Here is a 22,234-nt window from a genome sequence, read left to right on the forward strand (position 1 = left end):
CCCCATTGTCACGCCGCTTTGAACGGCGGTGCGGATGTCGGGAAGTGTGTCGCAAATGATCAGTCTCAACGAAATAGAGCAAGCCCAAGACAGGCTGAATGGTCATGTCCAAAGAACACCGCTGATCCACTCCGAAAGTCTCAGCAGGCGATCAGGCGCGCCGGTTTTTCTCAAGCTTGAAAACCGACAACCAACGGGTAGTTTCAAGCTTCGCGGTGCAACAAATGCCGTTCTCAGCCTGTCCGAAAATGAACGCAAGCAGGGACTCGTGACCGCGTCTACCGGCAATCATGGGCGCGCGTTGGCTCATGCGGCGTCCATGCAAAGGTTGACCGCCACAATCTGTCTTTCATCGCTTGTACCGCGCAATAAGGTCGAGGCAATCCGCGATCTTGGTGCGGATGTGCGCATCGTTGGGAACTCACAGGACGATGCGATGGAAGAAGTCGTGCGACTTGTGCGTGATGAAAGCATGAATGCCATCCCACCATTCGACGATCCGCGCATCATTGCCGGACAGGGAACGATGGGATTGGAAATTGTCAAAGACCTCCCTGAACTGGACACCGTGCTTGTTCCGCTTTCTGGTGGTGGACTTGCCGCCGGAGTGGCTGCAGCAGTGAAAGCAAAACGCTCACTAGCGCGGGTAATTGGAATTTCCATGCGCCGCGGCGCGGCGATGCAAGCGAGCCTTGAAGCGGGCAGACCAGTCAATGTTGAGGAACAGGATACGCTGGCAGATTCCCTCGGTGGTGGCATAGGCCTCGATAACCGTTGGACTTTTGAGATGTGCCGCTCGCTGCTGGACGACGTGATCCTGCTGGACGAGGAAGAGATCGCAGCAGGCATCCGCCATGCGGCGCGGCTGGAAAGCGAGATTATTGAGGGCGCGGCAGCTGTTGGTATTGCCGCCTTGCTTGCTGGAAAAATCAAGCCGACAGGACCGACCGTCATCATAGTCTCAGGTGGCAATATCGATCCTGAACAACACCGCGCAATCATGGAAGACCGCTATCGGAGGGCAGGCTGATGGCTGAAATGCGAATTCTGACCGAAGCTGATCTGCGACAGATCATAGCCCTCGAACTTGAAAGCGTGGCGTGCGTGGAGGATGCTTTCCGGGCACTCGCGAGTAGCGGTGTCAGCATGCCGCCCATTCTTCGGTTGGATATCCCCGCAGAACGTGGCGAAGTCGATGTGAAGACGGCCTATATTCCCGGGATAGACAGCTTTGCCATCAAAGTAAGTCCCGGCTTCTTCAATAATCCTTCCATCGGCTTACCATCCACCAATGGGCTGATGATCCAGTTTTCGGCAAAGACAGGGCTTATCGAAGCATTGTTGCTGGATAATGGCTATCTGACCGATGTGCGTACAGCGGCTGCCGGTGCTGTCGCAGCAAAATATCTGGCGCGGGAAAATGCCCGTGTCGCCACCATCATCGGTGCGGGCATGCAGGCTGGAATGCAGCTTGAAGCGCTGACGCTCGTGCGCCCCATCACCGAGGCGCGGATTTGGGCACGCAACTTCGATAGCGCGAAAAAAGCCGCGCAAAACTTCACCCAAAAGCTCGGAATACCGGTGACGGCGATTGCAGATGCAAAGGAAGCTTGTGATGGCACTGACATCATCGTCACGACCACGCCATCGGAAACGCCACTCATAAAGGCTGAATGGCTTGCACCCGGTCAGCACGTTACTGCTATGGGATCGGATGCCGAACATAAGAACGAGATCGACCCCACCCTTTTCCAGCGATCAATCATCTATGTCGCTGACAGCCTCTCCCAGACACGCAGGCTTGGCGAACTGCACCACGCAATTTCGGCTGGGATTGTTGCAGCGGATACTGTCTTTCCAGAACTGGGCCAGATCGTTCTCAATGCCCCCACATTCCAGCGGAAGGCAGAGGACATAACCTTCTGCGACCTCACGGGCACCGGGGTTCAGGATACTGCAATCGCCCGTCTTGCGACGGAGCGCGCCAGCCTGCGCGACGCAGGCACGAAAATTGATTCAACCAAAACTGCAGGAGCCAGTCGATGAGTGTGGAACTCAACTTCACCCGCGCGGAATATGATGAGCGGATAGCCAAAACCCGTCGCGCCATGGAGAAGGCAGGCTTCGATGTCATCATCGTCACAGACCCGTCCAACATGCACTGGCTTACCGGTTATGATGGCTGGTCCTTCTATGTCCATCAATGCGTTGTGCTTTCGATGGAAGGCGAACCGATCTGGTATGGTCGTGGTCAGGATGGCAACGGTGCTAAACGCACCGCGTGGATCAGCCATGACAACATTATCGGCTATCCCGACCATTACGTGCAATCGCTGGAACGCCACCCGATGGACCTTCTGGCCTCAATCCTTGAGGAAAAGGGATGGGGTAACAAGACGATAGCCGTCGAGTTCGACAATTACTGGTACACTGCTGCGGCCCACCATGCTCTGCAGAAGCATCTGCCCAATGCACAGTTCAAAGATGCGCAAGGTCTCGTCAACTGGCAGCGGGCGGTGAAGAGTTCAACCGAGATCGGCTATATGCGCAAAGCCGGTCGCATCGTGGAAGCCATGCACCAGCGCATCGTCGATAAAATCGAGCCGGGCATGCGTAAATGCGATCTGGTTGCCGAAATCTACGATGCAGGCACGCGCGGCGTTGACGATTTCGGCGGCGATTATCCTGCCATCGTGCCACTGCTGCCTTCTGGACCTGATGCCTCCGCCCCGCATCTCACCTGGAATGATCTACCGATGAAGACCGGAGAAGGTACTTTCTTCGAAATCGCCGGCTGCTATAAGCGTTATCATTGCCCACTGTCGCGGACTGTATTTCTCGGCAAGCCGACGCAGGCTTTTCTTGATGCAGAAAAAGCAACGCTCGAAGGTATGGAAGCGGGACTTTCTGCTGCTCGCCCCGGCAACACGTGCGAAGATATCGCCAACGGCTTCTTCGCTGTGCTGAAGAAATACGGGATCATCAAGGACAACCGCACCGGCTATTCAATCGGTCTGTCCTATCCGCCGGATTGGGGCGAGCGCACCATGAGCCTGCGCCCCGGCGATCACACCGAGTTGCAGCCCGGGATGACCTTCCATTTCATGACAGGTCTCTGGCTGGAAACCATGGGGCTGGAGATCACCGAGAGCGTCGTGATCACCGAAACCGGCGTCGAATGCCTGTCGAATGTGCCACGCAAGCTCGTGGTCAAGGATTAGGACGCTGCGATGATGCTTAGCTCGCCTCCATCACGTCCCTCCCCGATCACGCCGACTGTCGATCTTGACCGCGACGGCGTACAGCACGGGCATTTGCGGCTGCCTTGGTCCAGAGACGATTCCGCCTGGGGATCGCTGATGCTGCCCATCTGCGTCATTCGCAATGGCGATGGACCCACAGCCCTTCTTACGGGTGGCAATCACGGCGATGAATATGAGGGGCCGGTTGCACTCTACGATCTAGCCGCCAATCTGAAACCAGCTGAGATCAACGGACGCGTTATCATTGTTCCTGCAATGAATTTCCCGGCCTTCATGGCCGGAACACGCACATCGCCGATAGATAAAGGCAATCTCAATCGTAGTTTCCCCGGCCGCCCGGATGGCACGGTAACTGAAAAGATCGCCGATTATTTCACCCGCTATCTGCTGCCCACAGCCGATATCGTCATGGATTTTCATTCCGGCGGACGAACACTCGATTTCCTGCCCTATGCCGCAGCACATGCCCTGCCCGATGCAACTCAGGAAGCCCAATGCTTTGCTGCCGTCAAAGCATTCTCCGCCCCCTTTTCCATGCGAATGATCGAGATCGATGCTGTAGGCATGTACGACACGACCGCTGAGGAAGCCGGGAAGGTGTTTGTGACGACCGAGCTTTCCGGCGGTGGCACGATTTCAGCACGATCGGCAGCAATCGCCAAGCGTGGCATTCGCAACCTATTGCGCCACGCTGGCATTTTGCATGGTGATGTGGAGTATTCGCCCACTACATGGCTCGATATGCCATCGCAGGAATGCTTCGGCTTTGCCGATACCGAGGGGTTGCTTGAACCTTTGGTCGATCTTGGCGCGGAAATACGCAAAGGCGACCTCATTGCCCGCGTTCATAATGTGGCGTGCACCGGCGTGGCTCCGCAAGAGTACCGCGCGGCACTCGACGGAATTCTCGCGGCACGGCACTTTCCGGGTCTCATCAAGATGGGTGATTGCCTTTCGGTCATCGCCACGATCAGCGAGGAGCCGTCTTCGTCTTAAATCAATCAGTACCGACCAATTGAAAAGCCGGACCAAAAACAACCGGCATCCATAAAGAGGAGTGAACACCATGCGCATGAAACTTCATACGATTTCCGCTCTGCTTTCCGCGGCAGCATTTGCAGCTCTTACAATCCCGTCACAGGCCGTCACCATTGACGATCTGAAAAGCGCAGGGTTTGTGCGAGGAGCGACCGCCAACGAAGTGCCCTATGGTTATATGGACGCGAGTGGCGCAGCCAAAGGCATCGGCCCAGACGTTGCCGCAGCAATCTTCAAAAAACTCGGAATTGAAGAAGTCGATTGGACTGTTACGCCTTTCGGCTCGCTTATTCCCGGATTGAAGGCCAAACGCTTTGAGTTTGTCGCCGCCGAGCAGAATGTTTTGCCCGACCGCTGCAAACAGGTTCAGTTCACGGTCGCCAATTCCAGCTACGGTGAAGGTCTCCTGGTGCCAAAAGGCAATCCAAAAAACATTCATTCCTATGATGACATCAAGAAAGATCCGTCTCTGAAAGTCGCAATTGTTTCGGGTGCCGATCAGATCGATTTCCTGCATGGAATGGGTATCGATGAATCGCAGATCGTCATGATTCAGGGCAATGCTGACGCTCCATCCACGGTTCAGACTGGTCGTGCGGATGCCTACGCCGCTACAGAGCTGACAGTGGCCAAGCTCGTTGAAAATTCGCCACAACTGGAACAGGCACATCCGTTTACCGACCCGGTTGTGGATGGCAAGTCCGCGCGCAGTTTTGGCGCTTTCAGCTTCCGTCCGGAGGACAAGGAATTCTACGACGCCTTCAACAAGGAACTCATCGAGTTCAAGAAGACCGATGACTACAAGAAAATCCTGATGACCTATGGGCTTAGCGAAGAGAGCGTCGAAGCGGCGCGGACTGTTGATACAGCCAGCCTCTGCAACGCAAAATAACGCTTTTGTCGCCCGCCGTGCCATGATGATTGGTTCGGCGGGCCTTGTCTCATCTCTATCGGGAGAAGACCATATGCACTGGACGGAGTATCTTCCCGCCCTTTTCAAAGGCGCACAAATCACCGTCGTTCTTGCCCTCAGTTCGATGGCTATCGGCACTCTGCTGGCGTTCGCAGCCGGTATTGCCCGTTTTGCGGGTGGGCCGATCCTTTCCACGATTGCGGTGATCTATATCGAGATATTCCGGGGTACTTCACTGCTCGTGCAATTGTTCTGGCTCTATTACGCCCTGCCATTGATCGGCATTTCATTCGATCCGATCACGACCGGCATTATGGGGCTTGGCCTTAACATTGGTGCTTATGGTGCTGAGGTCGTGCGTGGTGCCTTGCAGGCCGTTCCTGAAGCGCAACATGAAGCCGCAAGAGCCCTCAACTTCAGCAGAGGCCACACATTGTTTCACATTGTCCTGCCACAGGCGGTTGTCGAGATGATGCCGGCTTTCGGCAATCTGGCTATTCATAATCTGAAAGATACAGCACTCGCCTCGCTTATCGCCATCAGCGATCTCACTTTCCAGGCCCAGCGTTTGCGCAATCTGACGCTGGACAATGTAACGATCTACTCACTGACATTACTCGGCTATTTTGCAATGGCTCTGGTGCTCGCCTCCGCTATTCGCTGGCTTGAGCGACGACTGAAACGCCAGACAATGGCAGGAGGTTTCGCATGATCTACGGCTATGCATGGGACACCTCGTCCACGCTTTCCTTTGCGATTTCTATTCTGCCAATTTTGGCAATTGGTCTGACGGTAACCCTGAAAGCGGCAGCCACCGGCTTTGCTATTGCATTGGTGCTCGGCCTTGTCTTTGCGCTTCTGCGCCGCAGCCCATACAAAATCATATCCTGGCCGACTGTGGTCGTTGTGGAGTTTCTGCGCGATACGCCGCTGCTGGTACAGTTGTTTTTCCTGTATTACGTGCTGCCTGTCTATGGCATTGTTCTGCCCGCATTCCTGACCGGCGCTCTGGCGCTTGGCCTTCAATATTCGGCCTATACGTCGGAGGTTTACCGCGGAGGTATAGAGGCCATTCCGCGCGGACAATGGGAAGCAGCGCGCGCCCTGAACCTTACGCCATGGCGCACTTATCGCGACATTGTCATTCCGCAAGCCATACCCCGGATCATCCCGGCTATGGGCAATTACCTCGTCTCGATGCTGAAGGAGACCCCGGTTCTGTCTGTCGTCAGTATCGTCGACATGCTGAACCTCGCCAATCTGATCGGCGACCGCACCTTCGAATATCTGGTGCCGCTGTCGATGGTTGGCCTGATCTTCCTCATCCTGACACTTATCTGCTCGGCGCTCATACGCCTGCTCGAACGCACACTTCCAAAGAACGGGATCGCTCTCAAATGACCCAGGAAATTATCCGCTTTCAGGACGTAGCCAAGCGTTTCGGCGCACTGACTGTGCTGGATCAATTCAATTTCTCGGTCAAGACAGGCGAGAAAGTAACACTGATCGGCCCATCAGGATCGGGAAAATCGACGGTGCTCCGTATTCTCATGACACTGGAGCCGTTTCAGGAGGGTACGCTCGAACTCGCAGATATGTCCTATCACCAACCAAACGGCAAAGGACAGTTTCGGGCGAGCGAAGCCCACTTGCGTAGAATCAGATCGCATGTCGGTATGGTGTTCCAGAGCTTCAACCTGTTTCCGCACATGTCTGTGCTGCGCAATATCATCGAAGCGCCAGTACACGTTCTCGGTATGAAGCGGGACGAAGCCGAGGCACGTGCACTCGATCTTCTCGCTCTTGTCGGCCTGACAGACAAGAAAGATCACTACCCTTCACAGCTGTCAGGTGGCCAGCAGCAGCGCGTTGCGATTGCGCGTTCATTGGCTATGCGTCCGCGTGTTCTACTCTTTGACGAGCCTACATCGGCACTTGATCCGCAACTTGTCGGCGAAGTTCTGGCGGTCATTCGCAGTCTGGCACAAGAACATGATCTGACAATGCTCCTCGTCACCCATGAGATGCGCTTTGCACGCGAAGTGTCTGATCGTGTCTGTTTTTTCGACAAGGGACGCATCTGCGAACAGGGCACGCCCGAACAGATATTCCAGTCTCCGACCGAAGAGCGGACGAAAGAGTTTCTGCAGTCAGTTCTATAGCGCTCAGGCTATAGAACTGACATCATAGACCGGCGGCAGTTGCGCGAAGGTTTCGCGAATAGTTTCAAGAGCTGTCTGCAAGGCAGATCGCGAAAGCCTTCCGCCGAGGCAAATGCGGATGCCCCCATCCCCCCGCTCACCGCCCGCCACGAACGGATCAGAAGGTGTGACAGCAACGCCTTTGCTTGCCAGAGCACGGACCAGACCATCCTCCGACCAGTTGCGCGGGATCTTCAACCACGCACAAAGCGACAGCGGATTGCTGCCTGCAATGTGCGGTTCAAGAATATCGGCTACCAATGTCTGCCTTGAACGCAATTCGCTACGCTGAATATCCAGAAGCCCGGTCGCCGTTCCGTCCTCGATCCAGCGGCTGGCCATCTCTGCAACGAGATTAACGCCGCTCCAGCTCGTGACGCGCAAAATCGACGTTACGCGGATGGAATAATGCGCAGGCACCACAAGATAGCCTGTCCGCAAGCCGGTCATAACCGTCTTGGTGAAGCTGGTTACGAAGAAGCCCAGTTCTGGCAGCAGTTCCGGCATTGATGGCAGAGGCTCTTCAAGGATCGGCTTATAGACTTCATCCTCGATGACACAAACGCCGTATCGCCGGGCAATATCCGCAACAGCAATGCGCCTTTCAGCGCCCATCAAATGACTGGTCGGATTGCCAAGTGTCGGGATGAGCACCAACGCCCTTACATCTCCCGCCTTACATGCAATTTCAAAAGCATCGGGCAGAATACCTTCTCTATCCGTCGGCAGCGCACGCAGCGTGAAGCCAAGCACATTGGCAAGACCAATGATTCCATGGTCGGTCAGGCTTTCCGTCAGTACCACCTCTCCCGGCTGGACGACAGCAGCGACGGCAAGAAACAAGCCATGAGCAGCGCCATTCGTAATGATGATCCGGCCCGGATCGACATCCACGGAAAGACCACGCAACCAGTCCCGCGCGACAGCACGATGCCGATCCAGCCCCGCAATCGGACGGCAAGGGCGCATGAAGCTCGCATTGTCCGACTGGCTCATTTCCTCCAGCAGACGACGCGATGCATTCTCGTGGGCTTCTGTATAGACGGCGCGAATGATCGACAGATCCGCCGTCCCGCTCGGATCCCGATCAAGCATGAAGCGATCAGCCCGCTCCGTCACCCGGTTACAAACATAGGTTCCCCGGCCGACTTCGCCGCGCAAATAGCCGCGCCGCTCGGCTTCCTTGTAGCTGATACTGACCGTCTGTACCGAAAGCCCGAGTTTGTGTGCCAGATCGCGATGGGTCGGCATACGCGTGGCGGGCAAAAGAACACCCTTCTCGATGTCGTCGACAATTTTATCTGTCAAAAGCCTATGCTTGGTGACGCCCTTGCGCATTTCCAACATGGGTTCCCACATGCGTCTACCAACTCCATCATGACATATCCAGAATTGTCCTATTATACTGAAATTTATTCATGACAATCTAGTCAAAACAGCGTTCAAGGAGAAGTTCTTATCGCTGGCAATGACAAGCACCGAGACGATGGAAAGCATGCCTCAGCGAGTACGTGCGGAGCGCAATAAAAACCGTTCGAAATGGTATCTGAAAATATCGATTCAACATCATAAAAGATGACAAGTCCGTTAAAACAAGCTATTGATAGATAAAGCGAATTCTAGCTTTTTCCCGTACACATCGTTCCTCGCTGCCGGACGAAATACGCATGAATGAAAAACGGAGCCCGCAGGCTTCCAAGCCGCAAAATCCAGCCAAATCGTTCTTTGAAAATGAACGTCCAACGCTGAAGACAATTGCATTCATGACCGGCCTTGGCGTGACCACGGTTTCGCGTGCTTTAAAGGATGCACCGGAAATCGGTCCGGAAACACGAAAACGCGTACAACTGATCGCCCGACAGATCGGCTATCGTCCCAATCGTGCCGGTGTGCGCCTTCGAACCGGCAAGACGAATGTCATTGCCCTTGTCCTGAACACACAGGACGAGATCATGGGCTTTACCAGCCAGGTCATTCATGGCGTCGCGGATGTTCTTGCCGAAACGCAATACCATCTCATTCTGACACCCTATTTTCATTCGCGGGCACCAATCGAACCAATCCGCTACATCGTGGAAACGGGTTCAGCCGACGGTATTATTTTTTCGCGTACAGAACCGGACGATCAGCGCGTTCATTATCTGACGGAACATGATTTTCCGTTTGCCACCCATGGTCGCACTGATACGGGCATTGAGCACCCTTTTCACGACTTTGATAATTTCACTTTCGCGCTGGATATGGTTGGCAAACTGGCGGCGCGCGGACGAAAGCGGCTCGCTTTACTGACTCCACCCGCGCATCTCACCTATTACCGGCATATGGTAGGTGGATTTTATGAAGGTCTGCGTGCCTTTCACTGTGGTGGATCGCCGCTCGAAGACGTTGATCTCGATACACCGCTTGAGGATTTGCGACAGCATATAGCTCAATTGATGAAAAGACCTGATCGACCGGACGGTATCATCTGCTCTGGCAGTGCAGCCGCTCTGGCAATTGTTGCCGGTGTAGAAGATGCGGGATTGAGTATCGGTAATGAAGTCGATGTCGCAGCCAAACAATCGACGCAGATTTTGCATTGGTTTCGCCCGGGGCTGATTGTCGTCGAGGAAAGTTTCAAGCTGGCCGGGCAGCAGCTTGGCAAAGCCATTCTGGGCCGGATTAACGGCATCGATGTGAGGTCCTTGCAGACCATCGGATAAGAATGGGCGGAGGCCACTCCGGACCCGTGAGCCCTGAATAGCCTCCTATCGCTCGGGAGGAGCGATGCAAAATCAGTTCGCCGCCCGTTTTTCTCGGTTTTCTGCTGGTCGAAGCAAAGCTTCTGCCGCGGCAATATCCAGTGCCTCCGGGCGCGTACAGCGCGTTTCGATGTCAATGAAACGCTTTTCCTCGCCTGATCTCAAAATAGCCAGCATGACATCGACCCCATGCAGTGCACGCTCCAGTGAACAACGTATATCGCGGCCATTCAGAATAGCAGCCGCCATATCTGCCAGACCAGCCGTTCTATAGTTAGCCATCATACCTTGAGAATGCTGTTCATTGGCAACACCAAATGGATGCTCCCAATTTTTAACTGGCTCTACTGGTTCGCCCGGCTTAGCCATTTGAACTTCTCCGCCAAAAAAATTGGGATCGGGCAGGTAAAGCGATCCTTCGGTGCCATACAACTCCATGTTCGCATGGCGATGCGCCCAGACATCCCAACTGGCTGATAGTGTTACTGTTGCGCCCTGTTCGAATTCCAATAATGCGTGAATGGTCGTCGGCGTCTCCACAGGAATGGCTTCGCCCTTGCGTGGTTCAGAGCTAATCGTCCGCGTCGGTGTAGCTGCAGAAGTCAAAGCGGCGACGCGCTTCACGGGGCCAATCAGATTAACGAGATTGGCGATGTAATACGGTCCAAGATCAAGGATCGGCCCACCGCCCTTTCGGAAGAAAAAGTCGGGATTCGGATGCCAATGTTCCATGCCATGGCTCATGACATGGCATGTACCGGAGGTGATGCGACCGACATTACCATTATCGATTTCGCGCCGCGCAAGCTGATGGGCTCCACCCAGAAACGTATCCGGCGCGCACCCCACTTTCAGGTTGCGACCGTCAGCAAGCGCCTTCAGTTCCAGCCCCTGCTCCATCGAGAGAACCAAAGGTTTTTCTGAGTATGCATGTTTGCCTGCGGCCAGAATTTGCTTCGTGACAGCATAATGAGCATCGGGAACTGTCAGGTTGACGACGATATCAATGCCGTCATTCTGAAGCAGCTCGTCGATAGTCTGCGCCTTTACACCAAACTCGTCTGCGCGCGCTTTTGCTGCAGCAGGATTTATATCCGCGCACGCCATTATTTCGATACCTCGAAACATGGGAGACAGTCGCAGATAGGCAGCGGATATATTACCACAACCGATAATGCCGACACCAAGTGTCTTGGTCATTTCGTTCTCCAACTCAGAAATTCTTTACGGTTTCGATGGAACGGCTCGCAAATCGGGTGTCGTCCGACGGATTATCGTGTTCCATGATGAAATAGCGGACGGGCGTCTTGCGCAAAGCCGTAAACAATTCAGCCCAGTCCACAGTGCCATGTCCGACGTCTTCCCAGCCGTCTTCGTCGGTTTTTTCACCGGCTATGGCGATATCTTTGACATGGACCGCAAGGATTCGGTCGCCATAGCGCCTGATCCATTCAAGCGGGTCGGCACCACCTTTGATAATCCACGCAATATCCGCCTCCCATGCAAGATCGGGGGAAGCATCGAGGATATGTTCCTGTGGTACGGAACCGTCGGCCAACGGGCGGAATTCGAAATCATGGTTGTGCCAGCCAAATGCATAGCCCGCCTTGCGATAATGCTCTCCAGCGATAGCAAGGCGTTTTCCGAACTCCTGCCAACCGGCAACACTATCCGGGCGGCGGTCTGCATCGAGATATGGGCAGAAAATAGCCTTCATATCGGCGACCTTGGCAATCTCCAGAACACGGTCGACTTCGTTCTCCAGCATATCCAGACCAAAGTGCCCGGTAGGCATGGAAAGTCCCAATGCGTCGAGGTCCTTCTTTAATCGAACAGGATCACCATAAATCCCCCCATAGCCTTCCACCCGACGATAGCCGAGATCCCGCAGCATGGTGAGCGTTCGTTCCAACGGTTGGAAGTTGCGGGAGCTGTAAAGTTGATAGGAATATCCGTTCATGTCCTCGTCCTCAGAACTCTATCCAGAATTGTGTCGGGCCTTGTTGCGAGCAAAAAATCCCCGCACGGTCCGAGGCAAGCCCTCGTGCCGTCCATTGAAAGCCAATAGCCTCGCCTCTCGCAGGAGAGGCTCTTAAGGGGAGCGTTCTTCGCTATTCATCTAAAGCCTCTCCTCCGTTTGCGCATCGAAAAGCGACAGGGCATCCGGCTTGAAACCGATCCTGACCTTCTCACCTGCCCGATAGCGCTTCCCCGCTTCCACCCGTGCGGATAGCGAATGTCCGTTCAGGCGAAGCCAGACCAAACTGTCGGCACCCATCGGCTCGTCCAGATCGACGGTCGCCTCAAAACCATCTTCGACATCAAGTCTAGTATGCTCAGGACGAACCCCGAGAGTGGCCTTACGTCCGGGTGTCAGCCCACCGTCATATCCATCAAGCTGAACGGCGGTCTCGCCAACATGGAAGACTGGCTTGCCATTTGTAGCCGTAATTTCTCCCGTAAAGAAATTCATCGACGGCGAGCCGAGAAAACCCGCTACGAACCTGTTCTTTGGGCGATTGTAAATCGTCGACGGATCAGCCAGTTGTTGGACCACCCCACCTTTCATGACTGCGATGCGGTCCGCCAATGTCAGGGCTTCGATCTGGTCGTGCGTGACGTAGATCATGGTATTGCCGAGTTTCTGGTGAAGGCGCTTGATCTCAACGCGTAACTCAGAACGTAATTTTGCATCCAGATTGGAAAGCGGTTCATCGAACAAAAACACGTCGACATCGCGCACCAGCGCACGACCGATCGCAACACGCTGACGTTGTCCGCCGGACAGGGCTGAGGGTTTACGTTGCAGCAAAGGTTCGATCTGGAGAATTTCAGCAGCACGCTTGATACGCTTATCGATCTCTCCTTTGGGCAGCCCGGCAACACGTAAACCAAAGGAAAGGTTCTTTTCGACAGTCATCTGCGGATAAAGCGCATAGGATTGAAACACCATGCCGATACCGCGATCCTTCGGTTCTTCCCACGTAACGTTACGCCCCTTGATGAAGATGCTGCCTTCCGAAATATCGAGAAGGCCCGCCACGCAATTGAGCAGCGTAGACTTGCCGCAACCGGAAGGCCCAAGAAGCACGAGGAATTCACCCTCCCCGATCTCCAGATTGAGATTTTGCAGCACATTGACCGAGCCGAAGCCGAGCGATAGGTCCTGGATGGAAACGCTGGAGTTCATCAGTTCATCCTTTCACTGCGCCAGCGGCAATGCCGCGTACAAAATACCGACCAGAAACAAAATAGACGAGCAATGGCACAGCCCCGGTAAGAATGGTGGCGGCCATATTGACGTTGTATTCCTTCACGCCCTGCATGGCGTTGACGATATTGTTCAGCTGGACGGTCATCGGAAAATTCTGGGTTCCCGCAAATACCACGCCGAACAGAAAGTCGTTCCAGATACCGGTCACCTGCAGAATGATTGCAACCACGAAGATCGGCAGCGACATCGGCAGCATGATCTGAAAGAAAATGCGCCAGAACCCGGCTCCGTCGACACGCGCTGCCTTGAAGAGTTCCGGCGGCAGGCCGGCGAAATAGTTGCGGAACAACAACGTCAAGATCGGCATTCCAAAGATGGTATGGATGAAGACAACGCCTGTCAGTGTACCGAATATGCCAAGCTCGCGGGTTATGATCACGAGCGGATACAGCATGACCTGATACGGAATGAACGCCCCAAACAACAAGACTGAAAAGAATATTTCCGATCCTTTGAACTTCCAGTTGGCCAGCGCGTAACCATTGACCGAAGCAATGGTGATGGAAACGATCACGCTCGGCACGGTGATCTTGATCGAATTCCAGAAACCCGCGCTAATGCCTTCACAATAAAGGCCGGTACAAGCCTGACTCCATGCCTTGACCCATGGCTCAAAGGTGATTTCGACTGGCGGTGAAAAGATGTTGCCGAGCCGGATCTCCGGCATACCCTTCAGAGAAGTGACTACCATCACGTAAAGCGGCAACAGATAATAGACGGCAGCAACGAACAAAATGCTGTAGAGCATGATGGTGGCCGGTGCAAAGCGCCGTTTTGGCTTACGACCCCACGGCTGCGAAGCCCGCTTTTGTGCCGGACGAGCCTGGGCTGCTACAGCCTCAGTTTCGGCTGGCCTCTTCCTGTTGAGGACAGCTTCAGTCATCGCGCTTTCCTCCGACTATATTCCAGCATTGTCCAAGGAACGAGAATGATCAGAACCGTGGTCAGCATGACGGTAGAAGCAGCAAGCCCCTGCCCCAAATTGGCCCAGCCGAACATGAAGTCGTAAACATATTTTGCTGGTACTTCCGACGCTATGCCGGGTCCGCCATTGGTCATGGCAACCACCAGATCGTATAGTTTGACGATGCCTGTCGCGATAAGAACGACGGTCGTCACCAGAACGGGGCGCATCATCGGCAGGATGATGAAGAGATAGGCTTTCCACTTCGGAATGCCGTCAACTCGTGCAGCCTTCCAGATTTCATCATCGACATTGCGCAGCCCGGCCAGCATCAGAACCATGACCAACCCCGTCATCTGCCAGAGCCCGGCAATGACAATTGCATAGATGACGTAGGTGCGGCTCGACAGGATAGCCATCTGGAAGTTGTCGAAGCCTATATCGCGAATGACTTTCTCCAGTCCGAGTTGGGGATTGAATATCCACTGCCAGACAAGGCCCGTCACAATGAACGACAGGGCATAGGGATAGAGGAAAATCGTGCGAAATGTGTTCTCGAAGCGGATTTTCTGGTCCATCAGGGCAGCAAGGACAAACCCCGCCACAAGGGAAAAGCCCATGCAGAGGACGCCATAGATCGCCAGATTGCGGACTGACACATGCCAGCGGGTCGCAGAAAACAGGCGCGTATATTGATCGAAGCCGACAAAATTCAACATAGGCAGCGATTTGGAGGACGTGAAGGAATAAACAACCGTCCAGAGCGTGCAGCCAATGAAGACCACGAGAACCGTCGCGATCATCGGAAGTGCTGCAACCTTTGCATTCAGATTGCGAAATATTCCCGACGGCTTTCCACGACTGCCCTCTTCCATGACGGCCATGATACTCCTCCCTGTTCCGGTTCTCGGAGTGTCCTGTACCGTCGTCCTCATCGACAGCGCAGGACTTGAACGTGACTATTGTGCCTGTTCGATAATCTCCGCAAAACGTTCCTGAATATCATCGACCGTCATGTCTGGATTGGAGAAAAACTCGGCAGCCAGACTTTCGATTTGCCCTTGGGTATCCGGCGCACGCAACTGCTCCACAGAGGGAACGATGTTGTCCGGGTTCTTCAGAATATCGATACCCGCACGCATGCAGCTCGAGGCTGAATCGAGATCCACATCGCCACGGATCGGCAGCGAACCCTTGGCCAGATTGAAGGCAACCTGCGTCTCCTTGGAAACGAGCATGCTTGCCAGCTTGAGCTGTGCCTTGGTGACTTCCTGATCCTTGTTCTTCGGGAAGTAGATCGCATCACCGCCAGTATCCAGATATTGATGAACGCCGAGTCCTGGCAAGCAGTCATAATCCTTGCCTGCAACCTTGCCTGCTGTCCCAAACTCGCCTTGCGCCCAGTCTCCCATGATCTGCGTACCGGCGCGGCCGGTCAGCACCATGTTGGTCGCCTCGTTCCATGAACGGCCCACATAACCCGGGTCAGCCAATGAGCGCGCCTGAGCCAGCGCTTCAAAAACCTTCTTCATTTCAGGACCGCGTGCCGCATCGGCGTTCTTGTCCTTATTGACCTTTAGATAGAGGTCCTTACCGCCAATCGCAGTTGTCAGGACAGTCAGCATGCCATTCACCTGCCAACCGTCACCGGTCGCCAACGGCACAATGTTCTTTTCCTTCAGCTTGGGAGCTGCAGCTATAAGGTCATTCCAGTTCTTTGGAGGTTCGGTTCCGGCCTCGCGAAAGGCTTGCGGATTGATCCACATCCATTCCCACGAGTGAATATTCAGCGGTACACAGTAGAGGCGCCCTTCATAAGTACAGGATTCCAAGAGACTCTTCGGGCGAATGAAGTTGGCCCAGTCTTCCTTTTCGGCGAGCTCGGTCAAATCCGTCATCAATCCGCCCTGAACCAGTTCTTCAGCCTGCCGTCCATGATTGAGCTGGGTCGCTCCCATTGGATTACCGCCGAGAATACGGCTGATAATGATCGGGCGGGCTGTAGCGCCGCTACCGGCAATCGCCCCATCGACCCACTTGTCGCCGCCGAGCGCATCATATTTTTCAGCGAGAACTTTGACAGCTGCCGCTTCACCGCCAGATGTCCACCAATGCGTAACTTCAAGATTAGCCGCAGAAGCTGAAGCTGCCATTGTCAACGTTGTCATAGCGAGACAAACGGATGTGGTGAGAACTTTTGCTCTTTCTGGTAACATTCCATATCCTCCCAAATCTGAAACGTTACAGATATGGTATTCAAAACGATTTCGCTTGCAAGTCCTTAATTTCCAACGAGTGGAATCTAGCGCTCAGGAAGAGTTTAACATATTGATATTCTGTTATTTTCCTGAAAGAGATTTTTCGGCGCGAAAGGATCATCTTGTGTTTTATATCGTTTGATATTCAGTATGAAACACTCAAGATCTATGAATCTGTAACGTTACAGTTTGAAACAATCACAAACGAAAAGGGCGCTCGTGAGAGCGCCCTTCCTGCATTTCGAAATCGACTTGAATCAGGCCACCTTGCTCAAAAGGCCATGCGGATCGAGAACGAATTTCTTCGCAGCGCCCTGATCGAAACTTTCATAGCCCTTCGCCGCGTCTTCAAGTGAAATGACCTGAGCGTTTACGATCTCGGCGATATTCAGGCGCCCATGCAGGATCGCCTGCATCAGCTGGCGATTGTACTTCAGAACCGGTGTCTGTCCGGTATGGAATGACTGCGCCTTGGCCCAACCGAGGCCAAAGCGTAACGACAGGCTGCCTTGTTTCGCAGCATTGTCGACAGCACCTGGGTCTTCGGTGACATAAAGCCCCGGAATACCGATTGCCCCGGCGGGACGAGTTATCTCCATCATCTGGTTCAGCACGATCGCCGGTTGCTCGCCACCGCTATGACCGCGCGCCTCGAACCCAACAGCATCAATAGCACTATCCACTTCGTTGCTGCCTGTGACTTCTGCAATCATGTCGCCGAGACGATCACTTGCCGAAAGATCGATTGGTTCGAAACCCACTTTCCGCGCGTGATCGAGCCGTTCCTTGTTGAAGTCACCAACCATAACGACCGCAGCGCCCAGAATGCGAGCGGATGCCGCAGCAGCAAGCCCCACCGGTCCCGCACCCGCGACATATACAACCGAACCAACCCCGACGCCGGCTTTCACCGCACCGTGAAAGCCGGTCGGCAAGATGTCAGAAAGCATCGTCAGGTCGCGGATTTTTTCCATCGCCTGCTCGCGATCGGGGAACTTGAGCAGATTGAAATCGGCATAGGGCACCGTGACATAGCGGGCCTGCCCACCAATCCAGCCTCCCATATCAACATATCCATAGGCGCCCCCGGCACGCGACGGGTTGACCGTCAGGCAAACACCTGTGTCCTGGGATTTGCAGCAGCGGCAGCGACCGCAAGCGACATTGAACGGGACTGAAACGATGTCGCCCACATCGAGCATCTCAACATCGCTGCCTTTTTCAATAATTTCACCGGTAATTTCATGCCCCAGCACGAGACCGGGCATCGCAGTCGTGCGTCCGCGAACCATATGCTGGTCGGAACCACAAATATTTGTCGAGATTACCTTCAATATAACGGCGTGGTCCAGCTTCCTCCCGTCCGGTGCCGCTAACGCTGGATCTTCAATATCGCGTACTTCGACTGTCCCGGGCCGCAAATAAACGACGCCACGGTTCTTGCTCATGTCTACCTCCTCCAGGTCGAACAACACTGACAGATTTCAAACAATGCAATGATCGATGGTCTCCGGACGCAAATTGACAACGCCCGTTTCAGGGAGGTTACAGACGGAAAGCGAGCGGCTCAGTCCCAATCGCGACACGTCTCATTCAAATTGAACTTGAGGATTTGGTGCATCACCGTCAGTGTGCAGTAAGCTTCATGTTTCCCGCGCCGTCATCAAAAATGAAGGCAGGGCCGACAACACGTACACTACGGTCTGTTATGGGAGCAAAAGACGCCGCTGAAGCAGCTGTGTCATCACTACGAGTCGGTCGAGCATTTGGCATGGGAACAACGACATTTTTGAGCGCGCGACCGCCCTTGCTACTGGCCCGCAGCTCACTGATCTTGTCGACATAACCGGCCCAGTTGCATCTTCTGAAATCGCCGCTTCCCTGATAGTTATATGCGGTAGACAACTCGACATAGGGCTTACCGTTCGAGACCGACACCATATCGGCCGTTTCGCCGTTCGGATCATTCAGAACGTAGAGATCGACATTCTCCCCCTGACAAATAAAACGGCATTGTGCCACTGTTTCCGTCACGCTGTCGGACTTCTGAAACTGTGAATGCGGAGCTGGGAAAAGATAACCATCCGACAAACGCACACAATAAGTCAGGGCGCCTTTGATACCATTCGGCACCCATGGCTTGTCGTTCGTTGCGACAGACGCAACTTTGGGACGGTCAAGTTTCACTTTTGCTGCCGGACTGGCAGCCGGTTGCTCTACGCATGATCGGGAAGAAAGCGAACTGGATGAAAGCTGCCGCTGTATTTCAGCTATTCTTTGAGAAAGATCGCGGCAAGGATTGAAAAAACCGCCGCGTTCGTCGCCACCCTTGCAACCACGGCTGCGTTCCAGCGCGCGCAGTGCCGAAAGCTGGCGCTGCGTCATCATATCCGCAGCACCGGCTGCACGCGTGCAGGACGCGGCAGCCAATTGCGGGAAACAGAACAGTCCAATCAAAAGAAGCAAGGCGAAAGATTTTGCCACCACAACACCTTTGAAACCCATAACTTTTGATGATCACCTCACCGACAAGAGCTGACGAGGTGCTTCCATTTCTGAACTCCCTCGTTTGGAGTTCAGCACTTGATCCGGATCCATTTCCGATACCAAAGCGGCCAATGCCAATCGAAGATAAAGCGGCGCATCAGTGCGATCTATCGCTTTCAGCGCAACTCGCGAAATACCGAGAGAGTGGGCCAGCTCCTGCTCGGATGTGTTTAGGGATGCACAGATTCTCGCGAGCTTTTCGTATGCACGTCTACCCATTACCGTTGTTCCCTCCTCTGTCATTACAGCGATCATCTCCGATCGCCATTGCCTTCACCATTTTATATTCAGCCCCAAGTTACCCTCCCATATCCGGTTGCGTTCGCCACCAAGATTGGTCGTGTAGTCCGCAGTCGCAAACAAACTGGCTTTCTCGGTAATATCCAAGGTCAGCCCACCACCCAGTTCCAGCGATGTGCCCTTGAGATCAGTCACAATCGGATCGGTGGCAAAACGCACAGTCTGATCCGATGAAAAATTCTGCCAAAGATTGGCTTTCAGATATGGCCGTAATTTCCCGACCGAAGTTTCTTGTTCACCCTGCAATCTGAACCCGATCCGGCCCGTCCACGCATTATCTGTATCAAACGCTACCGAGGAATAACGATCAGCTTGATCATCAAGCGAGAGATGCTGCCAGATCAGTTGCGCCTGCGGCTCCAGTGTCCAGCTTTCGCTTAGGGCGACAGGATAGCCTCCTTCGAGCGAAGCCGTAACCCCATGCCCGTCGAGGTCAATACTCTGACCTTCATTCGAGGTTGCATCACCACCGAACCACGTTCCCATAAGTATGGCGTCGAGATACCAGCCTTGCGGCCCGATATGAGTCCAGTACCCGCCGAAACTCGTACCCGTAACTTCGAGATCGCCAACAGCGAGATCGTTCCAGCCGAGCGCTTGCCCGGTGATATCACCTGTTGCGCGGGCATAACCGAAAAACAGACCGAAACGGTCAAAATGTCCGCCATCCGTTTCGCGACCCAGAATATCCTGTCCCGCCTGAATACCAAAGAGCTTTCCGTCGAGACCCGGTGCAACCGTTCCTCGCCATTTCATATCAATATCCTGCCCGAAGACTCTGCCCCAGCTCGCAGGCAGATATCCGGCAGTTTTCAGCAAATCCTGCTCGCCACGACGTTCATGAAACGTACCGAGAGTAGAAAGCGCCAGATGGTACGCCACAGGCGGCAATGCTGAATAAACCGGCACTTCCTTGCGATAGAGAGAAATCACGTCGCCCTTAACCCTCGTTGCACCAGGTGAAGGCGGAACTGCTCCGTCGAATGGAAGGACAACATTCCGTTGTTGACCCGTCGTATTGTCGGGTGGATTAGGAGCCTCCGCCGATACGGGAGGTGGAGGCGCATCGGGAGCAGAAGCATCTTCTGTTACCGGCGTTTCTGTATCCGGGTCGACAGGCAAAGCCGCTGGAGGCTGCTCGAGTGCGGGTGGCGGCGCAGTTGTTTCGGGCTCTTCCGGCGAAACGGATGTTCCCCCCGTCGAAGCAGGCGGCTCGCTTCCACGAACCAAAGTTGATCTCAGATACCAGTTCTCGGTGGTATTCGCCGTTACCCCGCCCTTGAACAGAAAATATTCGTAGGCACCGGCAGCAGCACGACCGTTCAGCGAAAAAGCATTCTGACTGGTGGAACCACCATTCAATGCTTGTACGACCATAATGCCGTCCGCATTTGTTGCAGCGCCTGCCCCACCCGCGTTGGTAACCGCAATGGCGGTGTTACCTGATGCAACACCTGTATCGATCACAAGCTTGTCCGAAGGAGCGCCATCAGAAGCCAGAACGGTATCTAAAAACAGAAGACCGTTCTGCCCGACGTAATTGCCCTTGATCGTAAATGTGTCAGTAGTGCTCGTCCCTCCATTGGTGAGGTCAATACGCCCGGCGTTGAAGACACTAGCCAGTTGGCTTACTGCGAACGGGTTCACACTACCCATTGCAGCACCGCCATAGACGGTGCTCGTCGCATCGATATTGAGCGTCCCCGTTCCCGTTCCGGCGTCGCCCAACGTAAGAGCGCTGTCGAAAACAAGGCGCGTATCGTCAGTAAGGTTGATTGTTTCCCAGCTGTCAAAACGGGAGACTTTTCCTGTTTTCACATTATTGAACGTGAGAACATCATTCCCCTCGCCGCCGCTAAGCCGTGCAGTAGCGCCTATATTGGCATCGGTAAGGTTGGCAAGAACGGCCGTATCGTTATCCGGGCCAAGATCAATCTTCCCATAGATTATGCCGCCACCACTCCATGAAAACTGATCATTACCGAAACCGAGCAGAACATCACCTGCAACCGTGCCGCCCGTCATGGTTACACTGTCGGTTCCACTACTGATGCTTATATTGCCGCCGATCATACCGCCAGAAACGATAATCGTATCATTACCAAGTCCGGCAATCAGGTTGCGGTCAATTGTTCCGCCAGACATGTTGAAATAATTATCATCTAGCTTGAGATTGACGCGTCCGATGCGTCCATCCGTCATCACTGCATAATCGCCATCGTCAAAGGCATCGACGATACGTCCACCCGACATAAAAAATTGGTCGTATCCGTTACCCTGATTGAGCGAACCAATCTCGCCGCCCGTTATACGGAACTCGTCAATATCATTTCCCTGACGAACATTGCCTGTAACGCTTCCGCCCGTAATGAGAAAGCTGTTGAGACCATCGCCCTGATTGACATTCCCTACAATCGAACCGGAATGGACTTCCACGCGGTCCACACCGGAGCCGAACGCTACATCTCCGCTGACGGTGCCTGTCCCTCCAGTCGGCAAAAGCAATGTATTGTTACCATTGAGGTCGGTAAGACCGCCGGGAGATGTGCCGCTGTCGCAAATGAATGTGTCATCACCTAGCGTCGGCGAAAACGAACATGCAGCCATGCCGGGAGTGCTTTGTAGCAAAACCGTTCCTAAGGATATGAGCGCTGTGCTGGACAGAAAACGGATGGCGCGCGAGCCGATGTTGCGACAATGCATTGAAACCCCTCAGCTCTTTGCAGTGCTCTACTCAAAACAATAGAAGGGTATTTTCTTTCATTAGGCAACGTAAAATATCACTTCAAAAGTGA

General features: G+C 54.1%; 19 protein-coding genes. 9 read left to right on the forward strand and 10 right to left on the reverse strand.

Translation table 11 applies throughout. The annotated features are described in order from the left end of the window. Nucleotides 1-55 precede the first annotated feature (55 nt). The 8 genes from eutB (at nucleotide 56) to ehuA (ending at nucleotide 7,376) form a co-directional block, all read left to right on the forward strand. Nucleotides 56-1,030 (forward strand): hydroxyectoine utilization dehydratase EutB, encoded by a 975-nt coding sequence (eutB, locus tag AC1RHM_RS14175; RefSeq protein WP_010658668.1) that lies wholly within the window; start codon nucleotides 56-58, stop codon nucleotides 1,028-1,030. Continuing rightward, nucleotides 1,030-2,046, forward strand: a complete 1,017-nt coding sequence (locus AC1RHM_RS14180; protein WP_010658667.1) for a cyclodeaminase — start codon at nucleotides 1,030-1,032, stop codon at nucleotides 2,044-2,046. The genes eutB and AC1RHM_RS14180 overlap by 1 nt, the downstream gene beginning before the upstream one ends. Next, nucleotides 2,043-3,221 carry an ectoine hydrolase DoeA gene (doeA, locus tag AC1RHM_RS14185; protein ID WP_010658666.1) on the forward strand — a complete coding sequence of 393 codons (1,179 nt, stop codon included), beginning with the start codon at nucleotides 2,043-2,045 and terminating at the stop codon, nucleotides 3,219-3,221. The genes AC1RHM_RS14180 and doeA overlap by 4 nt, the downstream gene beginning before the upstream one ends. Nucleotides 3,222-3,230: 9 nt before the next feature. After that, nucleotides 3,231-4,259 carry a N(2)-acetyl-L-2,4-diaminobutanoate deacetylase DoeB gene (doeB, locus tag AC1RHM_RS14190; RefSeq protein WP_029375937.1) on the forward strand — a complete coding sequence of 343 codons (1,029 nt, stop codon included), beginning with the start codon at nucleotides 3,231-3,233 and terminating at the stop codon, nucleotides 4,257-4,259. A 70-nt stretch (nucleotides 4,260-4,329) separates the two neighbouring features. Continuing rightward, complete coding sequence (gene ehuB, locus AC1RHM_RS14195; RefSeq protein ID WP_010658664.1) at nucleotides 4,330-5,193, forward strand: ectoine/hydroxyectoine ABC transporter substrate-binding protein EhuB; 864 nt, start codon at nucleotides 4,330-4,332, stop codon at nucleotides 5,191-5,193. Nucleotides 5,194-5,266: 73 nt separating this feature from the next. Beyond that, nucleotides 5,267-5,926, forward strand: coding sequence for an ectoine/hydroxyectoine ABC transporter permease subunit EhuC (gene ehuC, locus AC1RHM_RS14200; RefSeq protein ID WP_010658663.1), 660 nt, complete (start codon nucleotides 5,267-5,269; stop codon nucleotides 5,924-5,926). Further along, nucleotides 5,923-6,615 carry an ectoine/hydroxyectoine ABC transporter permease subunit EhuD gene (gene ehuD / locus AC1RHM_RS14205; protein ID WP_010658662.1) on the forward strand — a complete coding sequence of 231 codons (693 nt, stop codon included), beginning with the start codon at nucleotides 5,923-5,925 and terminating at the stop codon, nucleotides 6,613-6,615. Before ehuC ends, ehuD begins: the two co-directional genes overlap by 4 nt. Further along, nucleotides 6,612-7,376 (forward strand): ectoine/hydroxyectoine ABC transporter ATP-binding protein EhuA, encoded by a 765-nt coding sequence (ehuA, locus tag AC1RHM_RS14210; RefSeq protein WP_010658661.1) that lies wholly within the window; start codon nucleotides 6,612-6,614, stop codon nucleotides 7,374-7,376. The genes ehuD and ehuA overlap by 4 nt, the downstream gene beginning before the upstream one ends. 3 nt (nucleotides 7,377-7,379) lie before the next feature. Here the strand turns inward: ehuA and ehuR are convergent, their stop codons facing one another. Then, entirely contained in the window at nucleotides 7,380-8,774 is a 1,395-nt protein-coding gene (ehuR, locus tag AC1RHM_RS14215; protein WP_010658660.1) for a MocR-like ectoine utilization transcription factor EhuR, read from the reverse strand. A 308-nt stretch (nucleotides 8,775-9,082) separates the two neighbouring features. On the opposite strand from ehuR, the gene AC1RHM_RS14220 reads away from it, so the two are divergent. After that, the gene (locus tag AC1RHM_RS14220; RefSeq protein ID WP_010658659.1) at nucleotides 9,083-10,117 is read left to right on the forward strand and encodes a LacI family transcriptional regulator; all 1,035 of its coding nucleotides are present in this window, start codon (nucleotides 9,083-9,085) and stop codon (nucleotides 10,115-10,117) included. A 72-nt stretch (nucleotides 10,118-10,189) separates the two neighbouring features. Here AC1RHM_RS14220 and AC1RHM_RS14225 read toward each other — a convergent pair whose 3' ends face one another. The 9 genes from AC1RHM_RS14225 to AC1RHM_RS14265 form a co-directional block, all read right to left on the reverse strand. Continuing rightward, nucleotides 10,190-11,356 carry a Gfo/Idh/MocA family protein gene (locus tag AC1RHM_RS14225; RefSeq protein ID WP_010658658.1) on the reverse strand — a complete coding sequence of 389 codons (1,167 nt, stop codon included), beginning with the start codon at nucleotides 11,354-11,356 and terminating at the stop codon, nucleotides 10,190-10,192. 13 nt (nucleotides 11,357-11,369) lie between these two features. Then, nucleotides 11,370-12,116, reverse strand: coding sequence for a sugar phosphate isomerase/epimerase family protein (locus AC1RHM_RS14230; RefSeq protein WP_010658657.1), 747 nt, complete (start codon nucleotides 12,114-12,116; stop codon nucleotides 11,370-11,372). A gap of 159 nt (nucleotides 12,117-12,275) precedes the next feature. Then, nucleotides 12,276-13,346, reverse strand: coding sequence for an ABC transporter ATP-binding protein (locus AC1RHM_RS14235; RefSeq protein ID WP_010658656.1), 1,071 nt, complete (start codon nucleotides 13,344-13,346; stop codon nucleotides 12,276-12,278). A 4-nt stretch (nucleotides 13,347-13,350) separates the two neighbouring features. Continuing rightward, complete coding sequence (locus tag AC1RHM_RS14240) at nucleotides 13,351-14,313, reverse strand: carbohydrate ABC transporter permease (protein ID WP_010658655.1); 963 nt, start codon at nucleotides 14,311-14,313, stop codon at nucleotides 13,351-13,353. After that, complete coding sequence (locus AC1RHM_RS14245) at nucleotides 14,310-15,218, reverse strand: carbohydrate ABC transporter permease (protein WP_010658654.1); 909 nt, start codon at nucleotides 15,216-15,218, stop codon at nucleotides 14,310-14,312. Before AC1RHM_RS14245 ends, AC1RHM_RS14240 begins: the two co-directional genes overlap by 4 nt. A 75-nt stretch (nucleotides 15,219-15,293) precedes the next feature. Further along, a complete protein-coding gene (locus tag AC1RHM_RS14250; RefSeq protein ID WP_029375936.1) occupies nucleotides 15,294-16,550 on the reverse strand; it encodes an ABC transporter substrate-binding protein in 1,257 nt (418 codons plus the stop codon). A gap of 299 nt (nucleotides 16,551-16,849) precedes the next feature. Further along, nucleotides 16,850-18,040 carry a formaldehyde dehydrogenase, glutathione-independent gene (gene fdhA / locus AC1RHM_RS14255; protein WP_010658652.1) on the reverse strand — a complete coding sequence of 397 codons (1,191 nt, stop codon included), beginning with the start codon at nucleotides 18,038-18,040 and terminating at the stop codon, nucleotides 16,850-16,852. Nucleotides 18,041-18,218: 178 nt separating this feature from the next. Further along, nucleotides 18,219-18,977 (reverse strand): DUF2865 domain-containing protein, encoded by a 759-nt coding sequence (locus AC1RHM_RS14260; RefSeq protein ID WP_235691741.1) that lies wholly within the window; start codon nucleotides 18,975-18,977, stop codon nucleotides 18,219-18,221. A 435-nt stretch (nucleotides 18,978-19,412) separates the two neighbouring features. After that, nucleotides 19,413-22,142 (reverse strand): autotransporter family protein, encoded by a 2,730-nt coding sequence (locus AC1RHM_RS14265; RefSeq protein WP_010658649.1) that lies wholly within the window; start codon nucleotides 22,140-22,142, stop codon nucleotides 19,413-19,415. Nucleotides 22,143-22,234: the final 92 nt, after the last annotated feature.

Source organism: Brucella sp. GW823-FHT04E01, assembly GCF_058796175.1.

Coding starts and splice junctions, on each gene's coding strand:
- AC1RHM_RS14235 (WP_010658656.1), bottom strand. CDS start 13,346: ATGAACTCCAGCGTTTCCATCCAGGACCTATCGCTCGGCTTCGGCTCG.
- AC1RHM_RS14225 (WP_010658658.1), bottom strand. CDS start 11,356: ATGACCAAGACACTTGGTGTCGGCATTATCGGTTGTGGTAATATATCC.
- doeB (WP_029375937.1), top strand. CDS start 3,231: ATGATGCTTAGCTCGCCTCCATCACGTCCCTCCCCGATCACGCCGACT.
- AC1RHM_RS14180 (WP_010658667.1), top strand. CDS start 1,030: ATGGCTGAAATGCGAATTCTGACCGAAGCTGATCTGCGACAGATCATA.
- AC1RHM_RS14230 (WP_010658657.1), bottom strand. CDS start 12,116: ATGAACGGATATTCCTATCAACTTTACAGCTCCCGCAACTTCCAACCG.
- AC1RHM_RS14220 (WP_010658659.1), top strand. CDS start 9,083: ATGAATGAAAAACGGAGCCCGCAGGCTTCCAAGCCGCAAAATCCAGCC.
- ehuC (WP_010658663.1), top strand. CDS start 5,267: ATGCACTGGACGGAGTATCTTCCCGCCCTTTTCAAAGGCGCACAAATC.
- ehuB (WP_010658664.1), top strand. CDS start 4,330: ATGCGCATGAAACTTCATACGATTTCCGCTCTGCTTTCCGCGGCAGCA.
- ehuD (WP_010658662.1), top strand. CDS start 5,923: ATGATCTACGGCTATGCATGGGACACCTCGTCCACGCTTTCCTTTGCG.
- AC1RHM_RS14250 (WP_029375936.1), bottom strand. CDS start 16,550: ATGTTACCAGAAAGAGCAAAAGTTCTCACCACATCCGTTTGTCTCGCT.
- fdhA (WP_010658652.1), bottom strand. CDS start 18,040: ATGAGCAAGAACCGTGGCGTCGTTTATTTGCGGCCCGGGACAGTCGAA.
- AC1RHM_RS14260 (WP_235691741.1), bottom strand. CDS start 18,977: ATGACGCAGCGCCAGCTTTCGGCACTGCGCGCGCTGGAACGCAGCCGT.
- doeA (WP_010658666.1), top strand. CDS start 2,043: ATGAGTGTGGAACTCAACTTCACCCGCGCGGAATATGATGAGCGGATA.
- AC1RHM_RS14240 (WP_010658655.1), bottom strand. CDS start 14,313: ATGACTGAAGCTGTCCTCAACAGGAAGAGGCCAGCCGAAACTGAGGCT.
- AC1RHM_RS14265 (WP_010658649.1), bottom strand. CDS start 22,142: ATGCATTGTCGCAACATCGGCTCGCGCGCCATCCGTTTTCTGTCCAGC.
- AC1RHM_RS14245 (WP_010658654.1), bottom strand. CDS start 15,218: ATGGCCGTCATGGAAGAGGGCAGTCGTGGAAAGCCGTCGGGAATATTT.
- ehuA (WP_010658661.1), top strand. CDS start 6,612: ATGACCCAGGAAATTATCCGCTTTCAGGACGTAGCCAAGCGTTTCGGC.
- ehuR (WP_010658660.1), bottom strand. CDS start 8,774: ATGTGGGAACCCATGTTGGAAATGCGCAAGGGCGTCACCAAGCATAGG.
- eutB (WP_010658668.1), top strand. CDS start 56: ATGATCAGTCTCAACGAAATAGAGCAAGCCCAAGACAGGCTGAATGGT.